Origin of the sequence: Paraburkholderia sp. J7 (assembly GCF_905220155.1) — a bacterium.
In the GTDB taxonomy this organism is placed as follows: domain Bacteria; phylum Pseudomonadota; class Gammaproteobacteria; order Burkholderiales; family Burkholderiaceae; genus Paraburkholderia.
On the sequence record NZ_CAJMYZ010000018.1, the window covers coordinates 74,521 to 90,714 of the forward strand.

A 16,194-nucleotide genomic window follows, 5' to 3' on the forward strand; every position below is an offset into this window, starting at 1 on the left:
AAACCCGCTAGCCGCGGCCGCCCTGTGCTGCCGGGCGGCTCCCGCGCGCTTCACTGCTTCGGCAGCGCGTAGGCAATCACGTAGTCGCCGAGCTTCGTGCCGAACGAGCCGTGCCCGCCCGCCGCGATCACGACGAACTGACGGTCGCCCACCGCATAGGTCATCGGCGTGGCCTGACCACCCGCGGGCAGCCGCGCTTGCCAGAGCCGGGCGCCATTGTTCACGTCGAAGGCGCGGATGTAGTTGTCCGCCGTCGCGCCGATGAAGATCACGCCGCCCGCCGTCACCATCGGGCCGCCGAGCATCGGCATGCCCGTGCGGAAGGCCACCGGAATCGGCGAGCTGTCACGCGTCGTGCCGATGCGCTTTTTCCAGATGATCTGGTTGGTCTTGAGGTCGACAGCGGAGATGTAACCCCACGCCGGCTGCTTGCACGGCAGTCCGAGCGGCGACATGAACGGATTGAGTGTCACGCCGTAAGGCACGCCGTATTGCGGCTGAATGCCCGCCTCCGTGCCGCTGCCCTTCGCGCCCGGCTGCGGCTCCATCGGGTTGCCCGGCCCGCGCGGAATGAGCCGCGAGACGAACGGCAGCGCGATGGGGTTCGCCACGGCGATCTGCCGGTCGGTGTCGATGGCGAGGCCGCCCCACTCGAACATGCCGAGGTTGCCCGGGAAGACGAGCGAGCCTTGCAGTGAAGGCGGCGTGAACGTGCCTTCATAGCGCAGCTGGTGGAACATCACGCGGCAGATGAGCTGGTCGTACATCGTGGCGCCCCACATGTCGGCGTCGGTGAGGTCCTTCGACGGCCGGAACGTGAGTTGCGAGAACGGCTGCGTGGGCGAAACGTGGTCGCCCGGCGCCGCGCCCTGCGGCACCGGCATTTCGGGCGCGGGCACGACGAGTTCGCCCGTGCGGCGGTCGAGCACGAACAGGTTGCCCGTCTTCGCGGGCGCATACACCACCGGCACGGTCTTGCCGTCCTTGTCGGTGATGTCGGCGAGTGTGGGCTGCGAGGGCTGATCCATGTCCCACAGGTCGTGGTGCACGGTCTGGTAGAACCAGGCGAGCTTGCCCGTCGACGCGTGCAGCGCAAGCAGGCCCGTTGCGTAGCGCTCCATGTCGGGCGTGCGGTCGCCGCCCCAGATGTCCGGCGTCTTCACGCCCATCGGCAGATAAACGATGTCGAGCTTCGCATCGTAAGCCGCCGGCGCCCACGAGTTCGGCGAATTCCACGAGTAGTGCTCCCCTGGGCCCGGAATCTTGTTCGGGTCCGCCGCGCCCGGATCGAACGCCCACAGCAGCTCGCCCGTGCGCACGTCGAAGCCGCGAATCACGCCCGAAGGTTCGCGCGTCGAGAAGTTGTCTTCCACGGCGCCCGCCACGACGATCACCTTGCTCGTGACGATGGGCGGCGAGGTGGGCTCATACATGCCCGGCGTCGTTACCGGCATGGCGTGCTGCAGGTCGAGATCGCCGTTTTTGGCGAAGCCCGCGCAGCGCTCGCCCGTGAGCGCGTCGAGTGCGTAGAGGTGGCCGTCGTTCACGGGCAGCAGAATGCGCTTCGTGCAGGCGCCGTTCACGGCGGCAGGCATCGCGACGGCCGTGGTTTCGCTCGCCGGCGCGGCGGCTTCTGTCGCCGAGGCCGCGTCGCTCGCGGGCGCGGCCGCCTCGGTTGCGGAAGCCGCCGCGGGGTCCGATGCGGCCGCGGGCGTCGACGCCGCTGCGGCATCACCCGCACTCGCATTCGCGCTCGCCGAAAGATCCACGAACGACACGCCCCGGCAGGTCACGTGCTGGAACGAGGGATCGGCCTGCAGCTTCGGATCGAACTTCCATTTGAGTTCGCCGGTTTGCGCGTCGAGCGCGAACAGGATCTGGTGCGGCGAGCACAGGTAAAGCAGGTCGCCGATCTTGATCGGCGTGACTTCGTTGGTGATCTCGACCGGATCGTTGGGTCCTTTCGTGTCGCCGGTGCGGAAGGTCCAGGCCACCTGCAGATTGTGCACATTGTCGGGCGTGATCTGCTGCAGCGGCGAATAGCGCGTGCCTTGCTGGTCGCGTCCGTAAGCGGGCCATTCAGATGGCTCGATGCCATCGACGTTCGGCGCGGGCGTGGTCCTCACCGCCGCGAGCGAGCCGTTGATCTGCTGCGGGTCGTTGAAGTGCGCGTACACCAGCACGCCGCCCCACACGAGCAGCCCGACCACGAGTGAAAGCACGCCGAACTGGCGCGGACGCTCCAGGTGCCAGCTCATGAGCACGAGCAGCCAGATGCCGAACACCACCAGCACGCCCGAGCGCGGCACGAGCGCCCAGAAGTCCGGCCCCGACTCCCAGAGCCCCCATATCGCCGTGCCGATCAGCACGATCGCGTAGAGCACGAACGCAGAGGGACTCGCGCGCCACAACAGCCACGCGAACACGAGCAGCAACACGCCCGTCACGACGTAATACGGCGAGCCGCCGAGCGAAATGAGCCACGCGCCGCCAGCCAGCAGATAGACCGCCGTGAGCAAGGTGAACAGCACGGAGATGACTCCGATGAAGCCCAGCGGTTTCGATAGTCTGGCCATGATCTCAACCTTCCTCGAAGAATGTCGTCTGCGATGGCGGAAAAACGTGGCGTCAGAACACGTGCATCATCCCGACGTAGGCGCCCGTTTGCGATTGGCCCGCCAAGGGGCTGGTCGGCGTGCTCGAGTCGCGCGGCGTGGCGAACACGGAGAACGTGCCGTTCTTGCTGTTGCTCACATACGCGAGCGTGCCGTACAGGAACGTGCGCGCACTCAGGTTGTACGTGGTGCCGAGCGCGTAGAGCATGGCGTGGCTCGCAGGGTCGTGCGAGGCGTCGCCGCCGCCCTCGCCTACGTGAATATAGAAACCCGCGGCCGTCACGGCCCACTTCGGTGTGGCCTGGTAGGTCGCGCCCAGCCAGTAGTGGTCGGCAGTATCGGAAATGCCGGGCGGCGTATCGGGCGCGGAATAATGCGTGTACGCAGCCTGGATCTTGAACTTCTGCACGCGCAGGTTGCCGCCCACGAAGTATTCTTTCGAGGCCGTGAAGATGTTTGAAAAGCGCCCGCTCGAATCGCGCAGTTCGTCGTAGATGCCGCGCAGGTCGAAAAGCGTCGAGTGGTACGAAAGCATGATGCCGTCCGAGCGGCCAAACTCGCCTTCGGCGCCGGCATTGAAGTTGCCCGGCTGATTGCCGAATGAATACTGCCCCTGCACGTCGAGGCCGTTCCACACCGGGCTGTGATATTCGACGTTGTTGCTCGTCTGCTGCCAGTTGCGCCCGCGCACGAGCGAGGCGGACGACACCGCCTGCTGCACGAACGGATCGAATGCCCACACGCCGTCGCTGTCGATGAAGAGATTACGGCCGGCTTGCAGTTGACCCCACGTATCGTTCTTCAACCCCACGTACGCGCGGCGCGACCAGAGCCGGCCGCCGCCCGTGGTGCCGTTCATGATCTGCACGGCGGTTTCGAGGTTGAAGATCGCGGCGCTGCCGCCGCCCAGGTCCTCGGTGCCCTTGAGGCCGAACATGCTGGTGCCCCAGTCGCCGCCTTCGGCGCTCCAGCGGCTCGAACTGCCGCCGTTGCCGTTCGCGATGTGATTGAGGTACTCGATACCGCCATCCACGCGGCCGTACATCGTGACACTTGATTGTGCGCACGCGGCCGAACTGGCGGCGAGCAGCACCACTGCGCCCAGAGTCGTTTTCACGTTGGCTCCCTTGTGGAGTCCTCTTTCTTGGTCCGGTCCGTGCCGGGGCGGATAACGTGGTTTAACGTGCAGACAAGCCGGCGCGCCCGGTTGCATGCCGGACACATCGCGCACTAAAAAGCATAGCGCGTGGTGAGAAATCCCGTATTTTGGCTGGACGGCGAATGACGCACAGTTGCACGCCCGCGACGGCGCGGGGCGCAAAGCATATTGCGTGCCGCGCGGCACCATGCGCGACGCATGCGTGGTCTGTTCAGCACGATTGCCGTTGGATTTCAGGGCGACGTATCGGCGCGCCTGCCATTGCGAGGGCTCGCGAAGGGGGGCCGGCCACGCGATAGAATCAGCGCTTTTCATGGACGTTTCCCCATGACCACTGCGCTGCTCGTCATCGATTTTCAGAAGACGCTTGTCGACACCGAACCGCTGCCCGGCGACATCGCCATGGTCAGCGCCAACATCAACGTGCTGCTGCAGCGCGCAAGGCATGCGGGTGCGCCGGTCGTGCTGATCCAGCATGAGGACGACGCGGCGCTCGTTCGCGGGTCCGACGCGTGGGCGCTGTCGGCCACGCTTGTGACGGACCCGGCCGATCACCTCATCGGCAAGCGCACGCCCGATTCGTTTCTCGGCACCGGCCTGGGCGCCCTGCTCGCCGCGCAAGCGGTGAACCACGTTGTGATCTGCGGCTATGCGAGCGAATTCTGCGTGGACACGACGGTGCGGCGCGCCGCTGCAAACGGCCTCGCGGTCACGCTCGCCGCCGACGCCCACACCACCCACGACAAGGCCCACGCAAATGCGGCGTCGATCCGCGCGCACCACAACGCGACGCTGTCGAATATCCGCAGCTTCGGCCCGAAGATCAGCGCGGTGCGCACCGCCGAAATTGCATTCGGCACGCCCGCACAAGACGGCTGAAGTTAGCGCGCGTCGTGCCGCGAGTCTGCCTTCGCGGCGTCGCCGCCCTGTGTCGGCTGCGGTTGAGCCGGCCGCCCAGTGTGGAAAACCGGCAAACGCCAGCCGAAATAGAGCGAAGCCAGCCGCAACGCCACGCAGGAAATCACGGCCACCCAGGGCGTCCAGAACGTTGACCAGCCCGCATACGTGAGCCCCACCTGCACGGCGGCGCCAAGCAGCGCCGCCGACGCATAGATCTCGCGATCGAGAATGGCCGGCACGCGCGAGAGCAGCATGTCGCGCATCACGCCGCCGCCCACCGCGCTCACGATGCCAAGGATGATGGCCGGCTCCGCGCTCTGGCTATACGCAAGCGCCTTCTGCGCGCCCGCCACCGCAAAGAGGCCTAGCCCGATCGCATCGAACAGCAGCACGGGGTGACGCAGCCGCCGCACCTGCGGATACGCGGCAATGGTGAGCCCCGTGGCCAGCAACGTCACCGCGAGATAGGCCCAGTTTGCGAGCCCTGCCGGCGGCACCGCACCAATACACAGATCGCGGATGATGCCGCCGCCGCACGCCACCATGAAGCTCACGACGACGATGCCGAACAGGTCGAGCCGCCGCTGCCGCGCGGCCACGGCGCCGGAGATCGCGAAGGCGAACGTGCCGATCAGGTCGAGTGCGGTATAGGCCGTGTGAGCGTTGAGATGCGCGCCCACTTCCGCGCCGATTGCCACGCTCACGCCGCCTCGCTTTCGCGGCCGAGCCACGCGCCGGCCGCGCACAGCATCGCTTCGAGGCCGGCGCGCAAGGTGGGATCGAGCACCGGCGCGAACTTCGGCGAGTGGTTGCTCGGGATCTCGTTGAGCTTCTTCGCGGCCCTCGCTTGCGCGTAGACCTCGGGGTCGGTGCCGCCCACGAACCAGAACGCGTACGGCACGCCCCATTCGCGGCCGAACACGCTGAAGTCCTCGCTGGCGGCGGCCGGCGGCGTTTCGTAAGCGCGCTCGCCGAACCACGCTTCGAACGCCTTGCGCAGGCGCGCCGTGGTGGCGACGTCGTTTACCGTGAGCGGGTAGCTCGACAGCGTCGTGAACTCCGGATCGCGCGGCGCATTCGAAGCCGCGCATTCGGCGCAGCAGATACGGCGGATCGCGCCCAGCATGTACTCGCGCACGTCTTCGTCGAACGTGCGCATGTTGAGTTTGAGCGTGGCGTCGTCGGGAATGATGTTTTCCTTCGTGCCTGCCTGGAGCGAGCCCACTGTGAGCACCGCGCGCTCGCTCGGAGCGATTTCGCGCGAGACAATCGTCTGCAGACGCAGCGTGGTGGAAGCCGCCATGATCACCGGGTCGATCGACGTTTGCGGCTGCGAGCCATGCGAGCCGCGGCCGAACAGCTTCACCTTGAGACTGTCGCCCGCCGAGAGGATCGCGCCGCTGCGATAGCCCACGGTGCCAGCCGGGCCCACCATCACGTGCTGGCCGAGAATCACGTCGGGCTTCGGAAAGCGCTCGATCATGCCATCGTCCATCATGCTGCGCGCGCCGCGCCCCACTTCTTCGCCGGGCTGGAACACGGCAAGCAGCGTGCCGCTCCATGCGTCGCGATGCGCCGCCATCAACTGCGCCACGCCTAGCAGCCAGGTCACGTGCAGATCGTGCCCGCACGAGTGCGCCACGCCCACCTGCACGCCCTCTTCGTCTTTGGCCGTCACGGTGCTCGCATACGGCAGGCCGGTGGCTTCGGCCATGGGCAGCGCGTCCATGTCGGCGCGCAGCATCACGACCGGCCCCTCGCCGTTGCGCAACACGCCCACCACGCCCGTCACGCCGACTTCGCGCGAGACTTCGTAGCCGAGCTTTTCCATGCGCTCCGCCACGAGCGCCGCCGTGCGGAACTCCTGCATCGAGAGTTCGGGATGCTGGTGCAGATCCTTGTAGAGCGCTTCGAGTTCGGGTAGCAGCGCGCCGATGGCGGGCGCCACGGTTTCGACCAGCTTCGGCATGGACGACTCCTTCATGCTTGATTCAATCACTTCGTCAGGTAGGCAAGGCGCGGTCTCAACCGCGCTCGATCAGGCTCTGCGCAAGCTTGGCGAGCAACTGGTCGAGCGTCTTGCGCTCGTGGTCGGTGAGCACGGCAGCAAGTTCGGACTCGAGCTTCGAGCCTGCTTTTTCAGAGGCGCTCGCCACCTTCGCGCCCTCTGGCGTGACGCGCAGTGTAACGCTGCGCCGGTCCGTCGCGTGCGCGCCACGACCTATCAGACCGCGCGACTCGAGTTCGCCGAGCGTTTTGGAAAGCAGCGTTTTTTCGATGAGCGCGAGCTGAGAAACGGCCTTGGGCGTGATGCCCGGTTCGGCCCGGATGATGCGCAGCACGCGCATGGCACGCACGTCGAGATCCCAACGCTCACGGTAGACCGCGTTGGCGCGATCCATCAGCAGGGCACTCGTTTGATCGAGCCTGAATGTGAGGAAATCTGAATACAAATGCGTGCTCCCGTCCAGTGCGCCAACTGGACGCCAGTATAGTCAAATAGTTGAAAATTTCAACTATCTAGAACCGGTAAGCACGATTGAGCGGGCGCAGATGTGACAACGCGGCGGCTTCCTTTTGAGAGGAGAACCGCCGCGCAGGGGAAAACGTTCGGCGGGGACAGATGCCCGCCGAGGTCAGCCTCGCTGAACCGACTTAGAACGCGTGACGCATGCCCACCGTGACGGCGACCTGCGTATCGGTCGACGAAGGCGAGAGCGTGTTGATCATGGCATGCGAGAGCACCGAGCCTTCCGGTGCGCCATGCACGTTCTGGTACACGCCTTCCAGGTAGAAGTCGGTGCGCTTGCTGATAGCGTAGTCCGTTTGCAGCATTGCCGTGTTCCAGCCCGGGCTCGAGCCGTTGTACGCGCCGTGCGTGTACGTGTACGCACCCGACACGCTCCATGCCGGCGTGAGCGCGTATTTCACGTTCGCTTCGAAGTTGTCGAGGCGCAGCGAACCGGCGAGCGAGCCTGCGGAGTCGTCGTTCGAGCCGAGGTAGGTGCCCGTGCCGAACGAGTAGACGCCAGCGGCGTTGTCGATCTGCGAATGGCTCCAGACAAGACCCACCGTGGCCGGGCCATAGGTGTAGTTGCCGCCGAGCGACCAGACACGCTGACGTTCAGCCAGGAAGTTCGCGCTCGTGTCGCTCGTGGTGACCGCGCCGCTGCCGGTGCCCGCGTTGTTGAACTGCAGGTAACCGGCCGCGAGGTTCAGCGGGCCCTGGCTATACGACACGGCGAAGCCGTACGAACGGTTGTTCGCGAAGTCGCCGGCCTTGTTGCTGAACGAGTACATCGTCTCGAACGTCACACCGTACCAGGTCGGGCTCGCGTACTTGACCGAGTTGTTGATGACCACCGAGTTCGCCGCGAGGTTGTCGTTCTCGAACGGGTGAGCCGCGAGGCTGCCGCCCCACGTGTTGAATTCCGCCGTGAGCGGGCCCACGAGGTCGTTCATCACGTCGAACTGGCGGCCGAACGTGAGCGTGCCGTACGGATCGCTTTGCATGCCAACCCAGGCTTGCGAGCCGAAGCCCAGACCCGAGAACGCCTGCGCGCCGTTGTTGAGCAGGAAGCCTTGTTCGAGCTTGAAGATCGCATGCAGACCGCCGCCCAGGTCTTCCGAACCCTTGAGGCCGAATACCGTGTTCTGCGTGGAGCTGCTGTTGAGCTGCCAGTTGCTGTGGCCGAACTGGTTGTTCGTGTAGACGAGACCGGTATCGATCAGGCCGTACAGGGTCACGCTGCTTTGCGCGTGTGCCGAAATGGCAAAGGCGCTCAGCAGGGCCGCGGCGAGTAGCGATTTTTTCATGTTTTCAAGCTCCGGATTGGGCGGTGGGTTAATGCATCGAATTCAGGCAGCCGGCACCATCGGCGTGCAATCTCATACGCGCGCATTCCATTTCGGTGCAGATTCAAAAGAAAAAATCTACCCGTCGATGATTATTGCGAATTGAGCAATTCATCGATGTTGATAATGCAATGACGAAATGGGAATCGAGCGGCGAGTACGGCGCGAATCGAACACCCGCATCATAGGGTGTAGAAAATAAAAATGGTGTCGAAATTCGAGCGGCGTGGCGTCGATGGCACAGCCGCGCCGGGCAAGGCTCGACGCGCGTCGAGGAATGTGCGGGGCGTGAATATTGCCGGACAAATTACATAATGCTTTCGATGTGAAGCATTAAAGCCGGCGAGAAAGACCGATTAACCGCATTGAGAACTGTCGCCGAAATCGGCCCTCAGAGCGCGTTGATTCTTGTATTAATGCGCGCTCATTTTGACTTGACGTCATTCATTCAGGCAGCCGGTGCAACCGATGCGCCCGCTATTGCGTGACGCTTCAATGCCTCTGCCACAAATCCCGACGCTTTCATGCTTTCCACAAACGCGCCGAGCACTTCGGCCGCCTGCGGACCGCGGCTCTTCGCGACGCCCATCGCCTGGCGAATCACCATGAAGCGTTCGTCGAGCAGGCGCAATCCGCCGACTTTCGCGGCATCGGCTTCGAGTTGCTGCTTCACGCCCGCGGCCACTTCAAGCCCTTGATCGAGGAAGGTCTGCACGACGGTTGGCGAAGTCGGCGCGCGCACGATCTCCGCTTGCTTCAATTCGCGCGTGAGAAAGAGATCGTACGCACTGCCCTTGCCCACCGCCACGCGGTTATGCGGCTGATCGACTTCGGTATTGGTGCGCACGGGCGAATCGTTGCGCACCAGATAGAAGCCTTCGATCAACACATAAGGCGCGGTGAACGCGATCGTCTCGCCTCGCTTGGGATCGACGGCGAAGAAACCGAAATCCGCGCGCTCGTCGCTCACGGCTTCGACGGACTTGCCCGCCGCGTCGAACACGACGAGTTCGAGCGGCACACCCAGGTGCTGCGCGAACGCGCGCGCGAGATCGACGGAAACGCCGAACGGTTCGCCCGACGCCGCATCGCGATTCGCGAGAATCGGATTGCCGAGGTTGATGGAGGCGCGCAACGTGCCCGTGGGCGCGAAGGCTTTGACGACAGCGGGATCGATATTCATGGCGATGGCGGCACGACAATCAGGAGCCTTCGAGCATATCACCCCGGCCGCGCACCCCGCTTGTGCGCGCCTCGCTCAGCCCGTATCGCCGCCGGCGACCGGCAACACCGACCCGGTGATATAGCTTGCCTCGTCCGAAGCGAGAAACAGGATCGGCGCGATCTGTTCGTCGAGGGTGCCGTAGCGCTTGAAGAATGTCGACTCGGTGACCTGCCGCACCGCCTCGCCCATCCACGCCTTTTCCTGTTCGCTGTCACCGGCGGCGTTGCGCGGAATGCGGCGCGGCGGCGCTTCGGTGCCGCCTGGCGCCGTGGCGACCACGCGGATATGGTGCTCCGCGTATTCCATCGCCAGCGATTGCGTGATCGCATTTACGCCGCCCTTCGCCGCCGAATACGGCACGCGGCGAATGCCGCGCGTGGCGTTCGAGGAAACATTGACAATGGTGCCGCGCCCGCGCGCGAGCAAATGCGGCAACACGGCGTGACACGTGTAGAGCGTAGGCATGAGCGAGCGGCGGATTTCCGCATCGATCTGCGCGGGCTCGAATTGCGCGAACGGGCGCATGCGGATGGCACCGCCCACACCGTTGATGAGAATGTCGATGCCGCCAAAGTGTTTCGCGGCGAAGTCCATGGCCGCTTTCGCGCCTTCATACGTTTCGAGGTCGGCGACAAAGCCCGCCGTTTCGGCGCCCTTCGCCTCTGCCGCGACTTCGGCCACGAAATCGGCGCGATCGACGAACACGACCTTGCCGCCCTCGGCCGCCGCGCGCAGCGCGACGCCGCGGCCAATTCCCTGCGCCGCCCCAGTGACGACGACGACCTTGCCTGCGAATCGTTGCATGATCATGCCGCCTTCGGAACGACGTTGGGGGTGAACTTCTCGTAGTGGAAGCTGTTGGGCTTCACGCCTTCGTCATCGAAATACTTGCGCACGGCGTCCACCATCGGCGGCGGCCCGCACAGATACACGTCGACGTCGCCATCGTTCAAGGCGTCGGCGGGAATATGCTGCGTGACCCAGCCCTTGCGCGGATGATTCGAATCCGCGTCGGCGATAACGGTCGCGAAGCTGAAGTTCGGCAGCTTCGCCGCGTAGGCTTCGACGGCTTCCACCAGCACCAGGTCGAGGTCGCGCGTCACGCCGTAAATGAGGTGCACCTTCTGCTGCGCGTTGGTGCGCGCGAGCACTTCCAGCATCGAGAGGAACGGCGCGAGACCCGTGCCGCCCGCGAGGAACAGCAGCGGACGCGCTACGTCGCGCAAATAAAAGCTGCCGAGCGGCCCCGTCAAATCGAGCTTCGTACCCGGTTGCGCGGCTTCGAGCCAGGTGCTCATCACGCCGCCTGGAATCTTTTTGATCAGGAAGCTGATTCTCGATTCGCCCGGCGCAGAAGAGAAGGAATACGAACGATGCTGGCCGCTGCCCGGCACGTCGATGTTGACGTACTGGCCCGGCAGGAACACGGGGCCCGTTGCGTCGACGTCCAGTTCGAGCACGACCGCTGCGTCGTTGTGTTGCTCGACCTTCGTCACCGTGGCCGCGAACTTGCTCTGCCCGGTCTTGCACACCGTTGAAGACGCGGGAATCGCGATCACGCAGTCGCTCTGTGGCACCATCTGGCAGGTGAGCACGAGACCGCTGTCCTTTTCGTCTTCGGTCAGCGCGTCTTCGATATAGTCTTCGCCCAGGTCGTAGTTGCCGCTTTCCGCGCGGCACTTGCAGGTGCCGCACACGCCATCTGAGCAATCCATCGGCAGGTTGATCCGCGCGCGAAACGCGGCGTCAAGGACCTTCTCGCCTGCCTTGCATTCGATGAAACGGGTCACGCCGTCTTCGAAATTCAGTGCAATCTTGTAGCTGGACATGGTGTCTCCTTCATACCCATGTTGAAACCGGGTCTCGATGTCAAATAAGACTTAAACGAGACTTCAAACGTGATAAACGTCGAGTACTTGCCGGATGTAATCGTTCTTCAGCACGATCTTTTTGCTGGCAATCAGGAAGTCGTCGCCGCGCTTGCGCAAGGTGACGAACATCGTGCCGAAGAAGCTGTCCGTGGTTTTGTAGCGATGACTGAGCGTGTGGAAGTTGTAGCGCACCTCCACTTCGTCGCCACGATCCGCCAGCACTTCCACATTCGTCACGTTGTGGCTCGTGCGCGGCTCCGGCATCGAGGCGCCGCTGCGCTCGGTCTTGATGCGAAACACGCGGTCTTCGAGGCCGCCGCGATCCGGGTAGTACATCAGCGAGATCTGCGACTGGTGGTCGTCGGTGAGCTGGTCATCGTCGTCCCACGCGGGCATCCAGTATGTGACGTCTTCGGCGTAGCAGGCGAGCCATTCTTCCCACTGGCGATCGTCGAGCAGGCGCGCTTCGCGGTACAGCGCGGCGCAGATTTTCTGGTAGTCGTTGCTCATGCCTGCACTCCTGCCTGTTCGTGATGCAGCTCCTGCTTGAGGGCGTCGCGCATGGCGTGCACCCAGTACTCGTGCTGGACCACGAACAGACCTTCGTCTTCACTGCGCTCGCCGGAAATGACCGGCTTGAGGCCCATCTTCTTCGCGTTTTCATCCGCACCTTCGACCCACAGCGGCGCGCCGCGCGAGAGATCGTTCCACATGGCCGTGGTGCCTGCATAACCGGTCTGGCATGCGCGGAACTCTTCGAGGTCGTCGGCGGTACCCATGCCCGTGACGTTGAAGAAGTCCTCGTACTGGCGAATGCGCGTTGCACGATCTTCCGCGCTCTCGCCCTTCGGCGCGAAGCAGAAAATGTTCACCTCGGTCTTGTCCACGCTGATCGGGCGCACCACGCGAATCTGCGTGCTGAACTGGTCCATCAGGAACACGTTCGGGTAGACACACAAATTTCTCGTCTGATTGACGATGAAATCCGCTTGCACTTCGCCCACGCGCGCCTTGATTTCCTCGCGATGCTTGTACACCGGCCGCACTTCCGGGTTCATCGTATTGGTCCACAGCAGGATGTGGCCATGGTCGAAGCCGTACACGCCCGCCACCGACTTGCTCCAGCTATTGGCGTCCACCGCCTGGGTGCCGTCTTCCTTGCGCCGGCCCATGGTCGCGGCGTAGTTCCAGTGCACGGTGCTGACGTGGTAGCCGTCACAGCCGTTCTCCATCTGCATCTTCCAGTTGCCGTCGTACATGTACGAGGAGTTACCGCGCAGCACTTCGAGGCCGTTCGGCGACTGGTCGACGATCTGGTCGATGATGATCTTCGCTTCGCCGAGGTAGTCTTCGAGCGGTTGCACGTCGGCATTCAGACTGCCGAACAGAAAGCCGCGATAGTTCTCGAAGCGCGCGACCTTCTTCAAGTCGTGAGACCCCTCTTTGTTGAATTGCACGGGGTACTCGGTCGTTCTTTCGTCCTTCACCTTCAGGAGCTTGCCGGTGTTGGAGAAGGTCCAGCCGTGGAACGGGCACGTGAAGCTGCCCTTGTTGCCGTGCTTGCGCCGGCACAGCATGGCGCCCTTGTGTGCACAGGCGTTGATTACGGCGTTCAGCGCGCCGGTCTTGTCGCGCGTGATGACGACCGGCTGGCGGCCCAGCCACGTAGTGTAGTAGTCGTTGTTTTCAGGAATCTGGCTTTCGTGCGCGAGGTACACCCAGTTCTTCTCGAAGATGTATTTCATCTCCAGTTCGAACAGGTCGGCATTGGTGAAAATGTCCCGGCGGCAGCGGAACACGCCGTTTTGCTTGTCGTCCTGCACGGCGGTGGACAGCAGGTGATCCAGGTCACTGGCTTTGTCGATGATGGCTGACATATTAGCTCTCCTATGCATACTCCACACGCGGTACGGAGTTCCTGCATCGGTGTCGAATGATGATCGCGGTAAAACTGGCGGCGGCTGTGTCTTCACACCGCCGCCTCGCAGGACGGTTACGCCGTAGCTTCGGCGCGCAGGCGGTGAACGAGCTGGTTGTCCTTACCCTGGACCAGCGGGGTAAGCGTGACGTTGAACTCGATGTCCTTGTACGTGTCGGCTTTCAGGCCGAGCGCCGTGCCACCGGACTTTTCCGTCACGTGCGGAATCAGTTCTTCACGGGTCGCGTAGGCGAAGTCGTCCCAAATGAGCGGGTCGCCTTCAATATTGAATTGCGTGGTGAGCTTGCGGCTGTTATCCGCCGAGACGAAGAAGTGCACGTGCGCCGGACGGTTGCCGTGGCGGCCAAGGCCGTCCAGGAGCTGCTGCGTCGCGCCCTGGGGCGGGCAGCCGTAGCCCACCGGCATGAGCGTGCGGAATTCGTACTTGCCGTCTGCGCCGGTCTTGACCGCGCCGCGCAGGTTGAAGTCGTCCTGTGCACCCGTCGGGTCGAAGTGCGAATAAAAGCCCTTCGAATTGGCGTGCCAGCATTCGACCAGGGCGCCCGCGAGCGGCTTGCCGTCGAGATCCGTGACGGTGCCGTGAATGACGAGCGGACCCGCGTCGGCGTCCGGGTTGAGATCGATGCGCGAAACGCCTTCGCGCACCGGTGCGCCCGCAACATACAACGGTCCTTCGATCGTGCGCGGCGTGCCGCCTTCGAGACCCACCGCCTTGTCTGCGGCGTCCATGCGGATGTCGAGGTACTTTTCGAGACCAAGGCCGGCCGCCAGCAGCGCAGCCTCGCCGTCCTGGCCGAGCTTGTTCAGATAGTTCACGCCGGCCCACACTTCATCGGGCGTGATGTCGAGATCGTCGATGGCCTTGAACAGATCCCCCAGCAGTCGATAGACGACCTGCTGGAAACGCGCGTTGCCGCTGCCGCCATTGAGATTCGCAGCGGCCTTCAGCAGGTCCTGCACTTCCTTCGTTTCGAATACTTTTGCGCTCATGGTATTTGTCTCCTGATACTGGCTGGTGCTTCCTGGTATTGGGGGGAAATCAGCTCAAGCGTCGTTGTCCCTGATGGAGGACGGGTGGCGACACAACGGCGTGACCGTTATCTTCATGTACGGGAAAAGCGGCAAGGCGGTGAGAATGTCGTGCAACTCTGCATTGCTCTCTACATCGAAGATGCTGTAGTTCGCATACTCGCCCACCAGTCGCCAGATATGGCGCCACTTGCCGCTGCGCTGCAGCTCCTGCGAGTACGCCTTTTCGCGCGCCTTGATTTCATTGGCGACGTTGGCGGGCATGTCGGCCGGGATGTTCACATCCATTCGTACGTGGAATAGCATCGTCAAATTCCGTTTGTCAGGTGTCCGGATGACTTCGTCACTTTCAGCAGGCCATCGCGGGTGAAGCGCTTGACCTTCGCTTCGTCCAGTTCGATGCCCAGACCCGGGCCGTTCGGCACCGTCAGCTCGAAGTCGCTGTAGTCCAGCGGGGTAGTCAGAATCTCTTCGGTGATCAGCAAGGGGCCGAACAGCTCGGTGCCCCACTGCAGGTTCGCGAAGCTGGCGAACAGGTGCGCCGATGCCACCGTGCTGAACGCGCCTTCGAGCATCGTGCCGCCGTACAGCTCGATACCCGCGGCATCCGCGATCGTGGCCACGCGTTGTGCCGCGAACAGCCCGCCGCTTTGTTCGATCTTGATGGCGAACACGTCGGCGCCCTCGTTCTTCGCGATCTCGAACGCGCTTTCCGGCCCCTGCAGGATTTCGTCGGCCATCAACGCCACCGGGAAACGGCGCATGAGGCGCGCGAGCGCCGCGGGTGAAGCGACCGGCTGTTCGACCAGTTCGCAACCGGCTTCGGCCAGCGCGGGAATCGCCCACGCCGCCTGCGTTTCGCTCCAGGCCATGTTGACGTCCACGCGCACGGCGGCGCGCTCGCCCATCGCCTTCTTGATGTCGGCGACGTGCTTGATGTCGGTTTTGAGGTCCTTCGCGCCGATCTTCAGCTTGAAGATCTTGTGGCGGCGCACTTCGAGCATGGCCTCGGCTTCGGCGATGTCCTTGGCGGTGTCACCCGATGCCAGCGTCCATGCCACCGGCAGGCGCTCGCGGCGGCGGCCGCCCAGCAGTTCGCTCACCGGCACGCCAAGGCGCTTGCCCTGCGCGTCGAGCAGCGCCGTTTCCAGCGCGCACTTGGCGAAGTGATTGACCTTGACGAGCTTGCCGAGGTGCGCCATGAGCGCCTGAATTCGCGTGGCGTCCTGACCGATCATCGCGGGGGCGAAGTAAGCGTCGATTGCCAGCTTCATCGCTTCCGGGCTTTCGGGGCCGTAAGCCATGCCGGCAATGGTGGTGCCTTCGCCGATGCCGGTCACGCCATCGCTGCAGTACACCTTTACGAGCATCAGGGTTTGCCCGTACATCGTGGCGACGGATAGCTTGTGAGGGCGAATCGTCGGCAGATCTACCAGGCGGGTTTCGATACGTTCGATCGTCGCGGAAGTCATGTCGGATGCTGCGTAAGTGAAGAAGGTATGGTCGTTTTATACACGCCGCGCCTGAGCAAGATCCAATACTATTTGCGTCCAATTCCATACCTTTATAATATGAAGCACCCGCAATCGCCGATAAATCGG

At 63.6% G+C, this 16,194-nt stretch carries 15 protein-coding genes; 1 reads left to right on the forward strand and 14 read right to left on the reverse strand.

Annotated features, from left to right (window positions below; genetic code table 11):
* Positions 1–50 precede the first annotated feature (50 nt).
* A complete protein-coding gene (locus U5A58_RS26890) occupies positions 51–2,576 on the reverse strand; it encodes a glucose/quinate/shikimate family membrane-bound PQQ-dependent dehydrogenase (protein WP_321916255.1) in 2,526 nt (841 codons plus the stop codon).
* Between the two features lie 52 nt (positions 2,577–2,628).
* Entirely contained in the window at positions 2,629–3,732 is a 1,104-nt protein-coding gene (locus U5A58_RS26895; RefSeq protein ID WP_321963658.1) for a porin, read from the reverse strand.
* 369 nt (positions 3,733–4,101) lie between these two features.
* Between U5A58_RS26895 and U5A58_RS26900 the strand changes: the two genes are divergently transcribed.
* Complete coding sequence (locus tag U5A58_RS26900; protein ID WP_321963659.1) at positions 4,102–4,653, forward strand: isochorismatase family protein; 552 nt, start codon at positions 4,102–4,104, stop codon at positions 4,651–4,653.
* A gap of 2 nt (positions 4,654–4,655) precedes the next feature.
* Here the strand turns inward: U5A58_RS26900 and U5A58_RS26905 are convergent, their stop codons facing one another.
* From U5A58_RS26905 to U5A58_RS26960, 12 genes are all read right to left on the reverse strand, one after another.
* Positions 4,656–5,378: a trimeric intracellular cation channel family protein gene (locus U5A58_RS26905; protein ID WP_321963660.1), complete on the reverse strand. Its 723-nt coding sequence runs from the start codon at positions 5,376–5,378 to the stop codon at positions 4,656–4,658.
* Positions 5,375–6,643 carry a M20 family metallopeptidase gene (locus tag U5A58_RS26910; RefSeq protein WP_321963661.1) on the reverse strand — a complete coding sequence of 423 codons (1,269 nt, stop codon included), beginning with the start codon at positions 6,641–6,643 and terminating at the stop codon, positions 5,375–5,377. Before U5A58_RS26910 ends, U5A58_RS26905 begins: the two co-directional genes overlap by 4 nt.
* A 55-nt stretch (positions 6,644–6,698) precedes the next feature.
* Positions 6,699–7,076, reverse strand: a complete 378-nt coding sequence (locus tag U5A58_RS26915) for a MarR family winged helix-turn-helix transcriptional regulator (protein WP_321940267.1) — start codon at positions 7,074–7,076, stop codon at positions 6,699–6,701.
* Between the two features lie 253 nt (positions 7,077–7,329).
* Positions 7,330–8,490, reverse strand: a complete 1,161-nt coding sequence (locus U5A58_RS26920; RefSeq protein WP_321916249.1) for a porin — start codon at positions 8,488–8,490, stop codon at positions 7,330–7,332.
* Positions 8,491–8,977: 487 nt separating this feature from the next.
* Positions 8,978–9,712 carry an ABC transporter substrate-binding protein gene (locus tag U5A58_RS26925; RefSeq protein ID WP_321963662.1) on the reverse strand — a complete coding sequence of 245 codons (735 nt, stop codon included), beginning with the start codon at positions 9,710–9,712 and terminating at the stop codon, positions 8,978–8,980.
* 75 nt (positions 9,713–9,787) lie between these two features.
* Positions 9,788–10,564: a benzoate diol dehydrogenase BenD gene (gene benD / locus U5A58_RS26930; protein WP_321963663.1), complete on the reverse strand. Its 777-nt coding sequence runs from the start codon at positions 10,562–10,564 to the stop codon at positions 9,788–9,790.
* Positions 10,561–11,583, reverse strand: coding sequence for a benzoate 1,2-dioxygenase electron transfer component BenC (gene benC / locus U5A58_RS26935; RefSeq protein WP_321963664.1), 1,023 nt, complete (start codon positions 11,581–11,583; stop codon positions 10,561–10,563). Before benC ends, benD begins: the two co-directional genes overlap by 4 nt.
* Before the next feature lie 63 nt (positions 11,584–11,646).
* A complete protein-coding gene (benB, locus tag U5A58_RS26940) occupies positions 11,647–12,135 on the reverse strand; it encodes a benzoate 1,2-dioxygenase small subunit (RefSeq protein WP_321916244.1) in 489 nt (162 codons plus the stop codon).
* Positions 12,132–13,502: a Rieske 2Fe-2S domain-containing protein gene (locus U5A58_RS26945; protein WP_321963665.1), complete on the reverse strand. Its 1,371-nt coding sequence runs from the start codon at positions 13,500–13,502 to the stop codon at positions 12,132–12,134. The genes benB and U5A58_RS26945 overlap by 4 nt, the downstream gene beginning before the upstream one ends.
* Before the next feature lie 116 nt (positions 13,503–13,618).
* On the reverse strand, positions 13,619–14,554 hold the full coding sequence (gene catA / locus U5A58_RS26950; RefSeq protein WP_321963666.1) for a catechol 1,2-dioxygenase: 936 nt from the start codon (positions 14,552–14,554) through the stop codon (positions 13,619–13,621).
* A 54-nt stretch (positions 14,555–14,608) separates the two neighbouring features.
* A complete protein-coding gene (gene catC, locus U5A58_RS26955; protein ID WP_321963667.1) occupies positions 14,609–14,899 on the reverse strand; it encodes a muconolactone Delta-isomerase in 291 nt (96 codons plus the stop codon).
* Positions 14,900–14,901: 2 nt separating this feature from the next.
* A complete protein-coding gene (locus U5A58_RS26960) occupies positions 14,902–16,065 on the reverse strand; it encodes a muconate/chloromuconate family cycloisomerase (RefSeq protein ID WP_321963668.1) in 1,164 nt (387 codons plus the stop codon).
* Between the last annotated feature and the right edge of the window lie 129 nt (positions 16,066–16,194).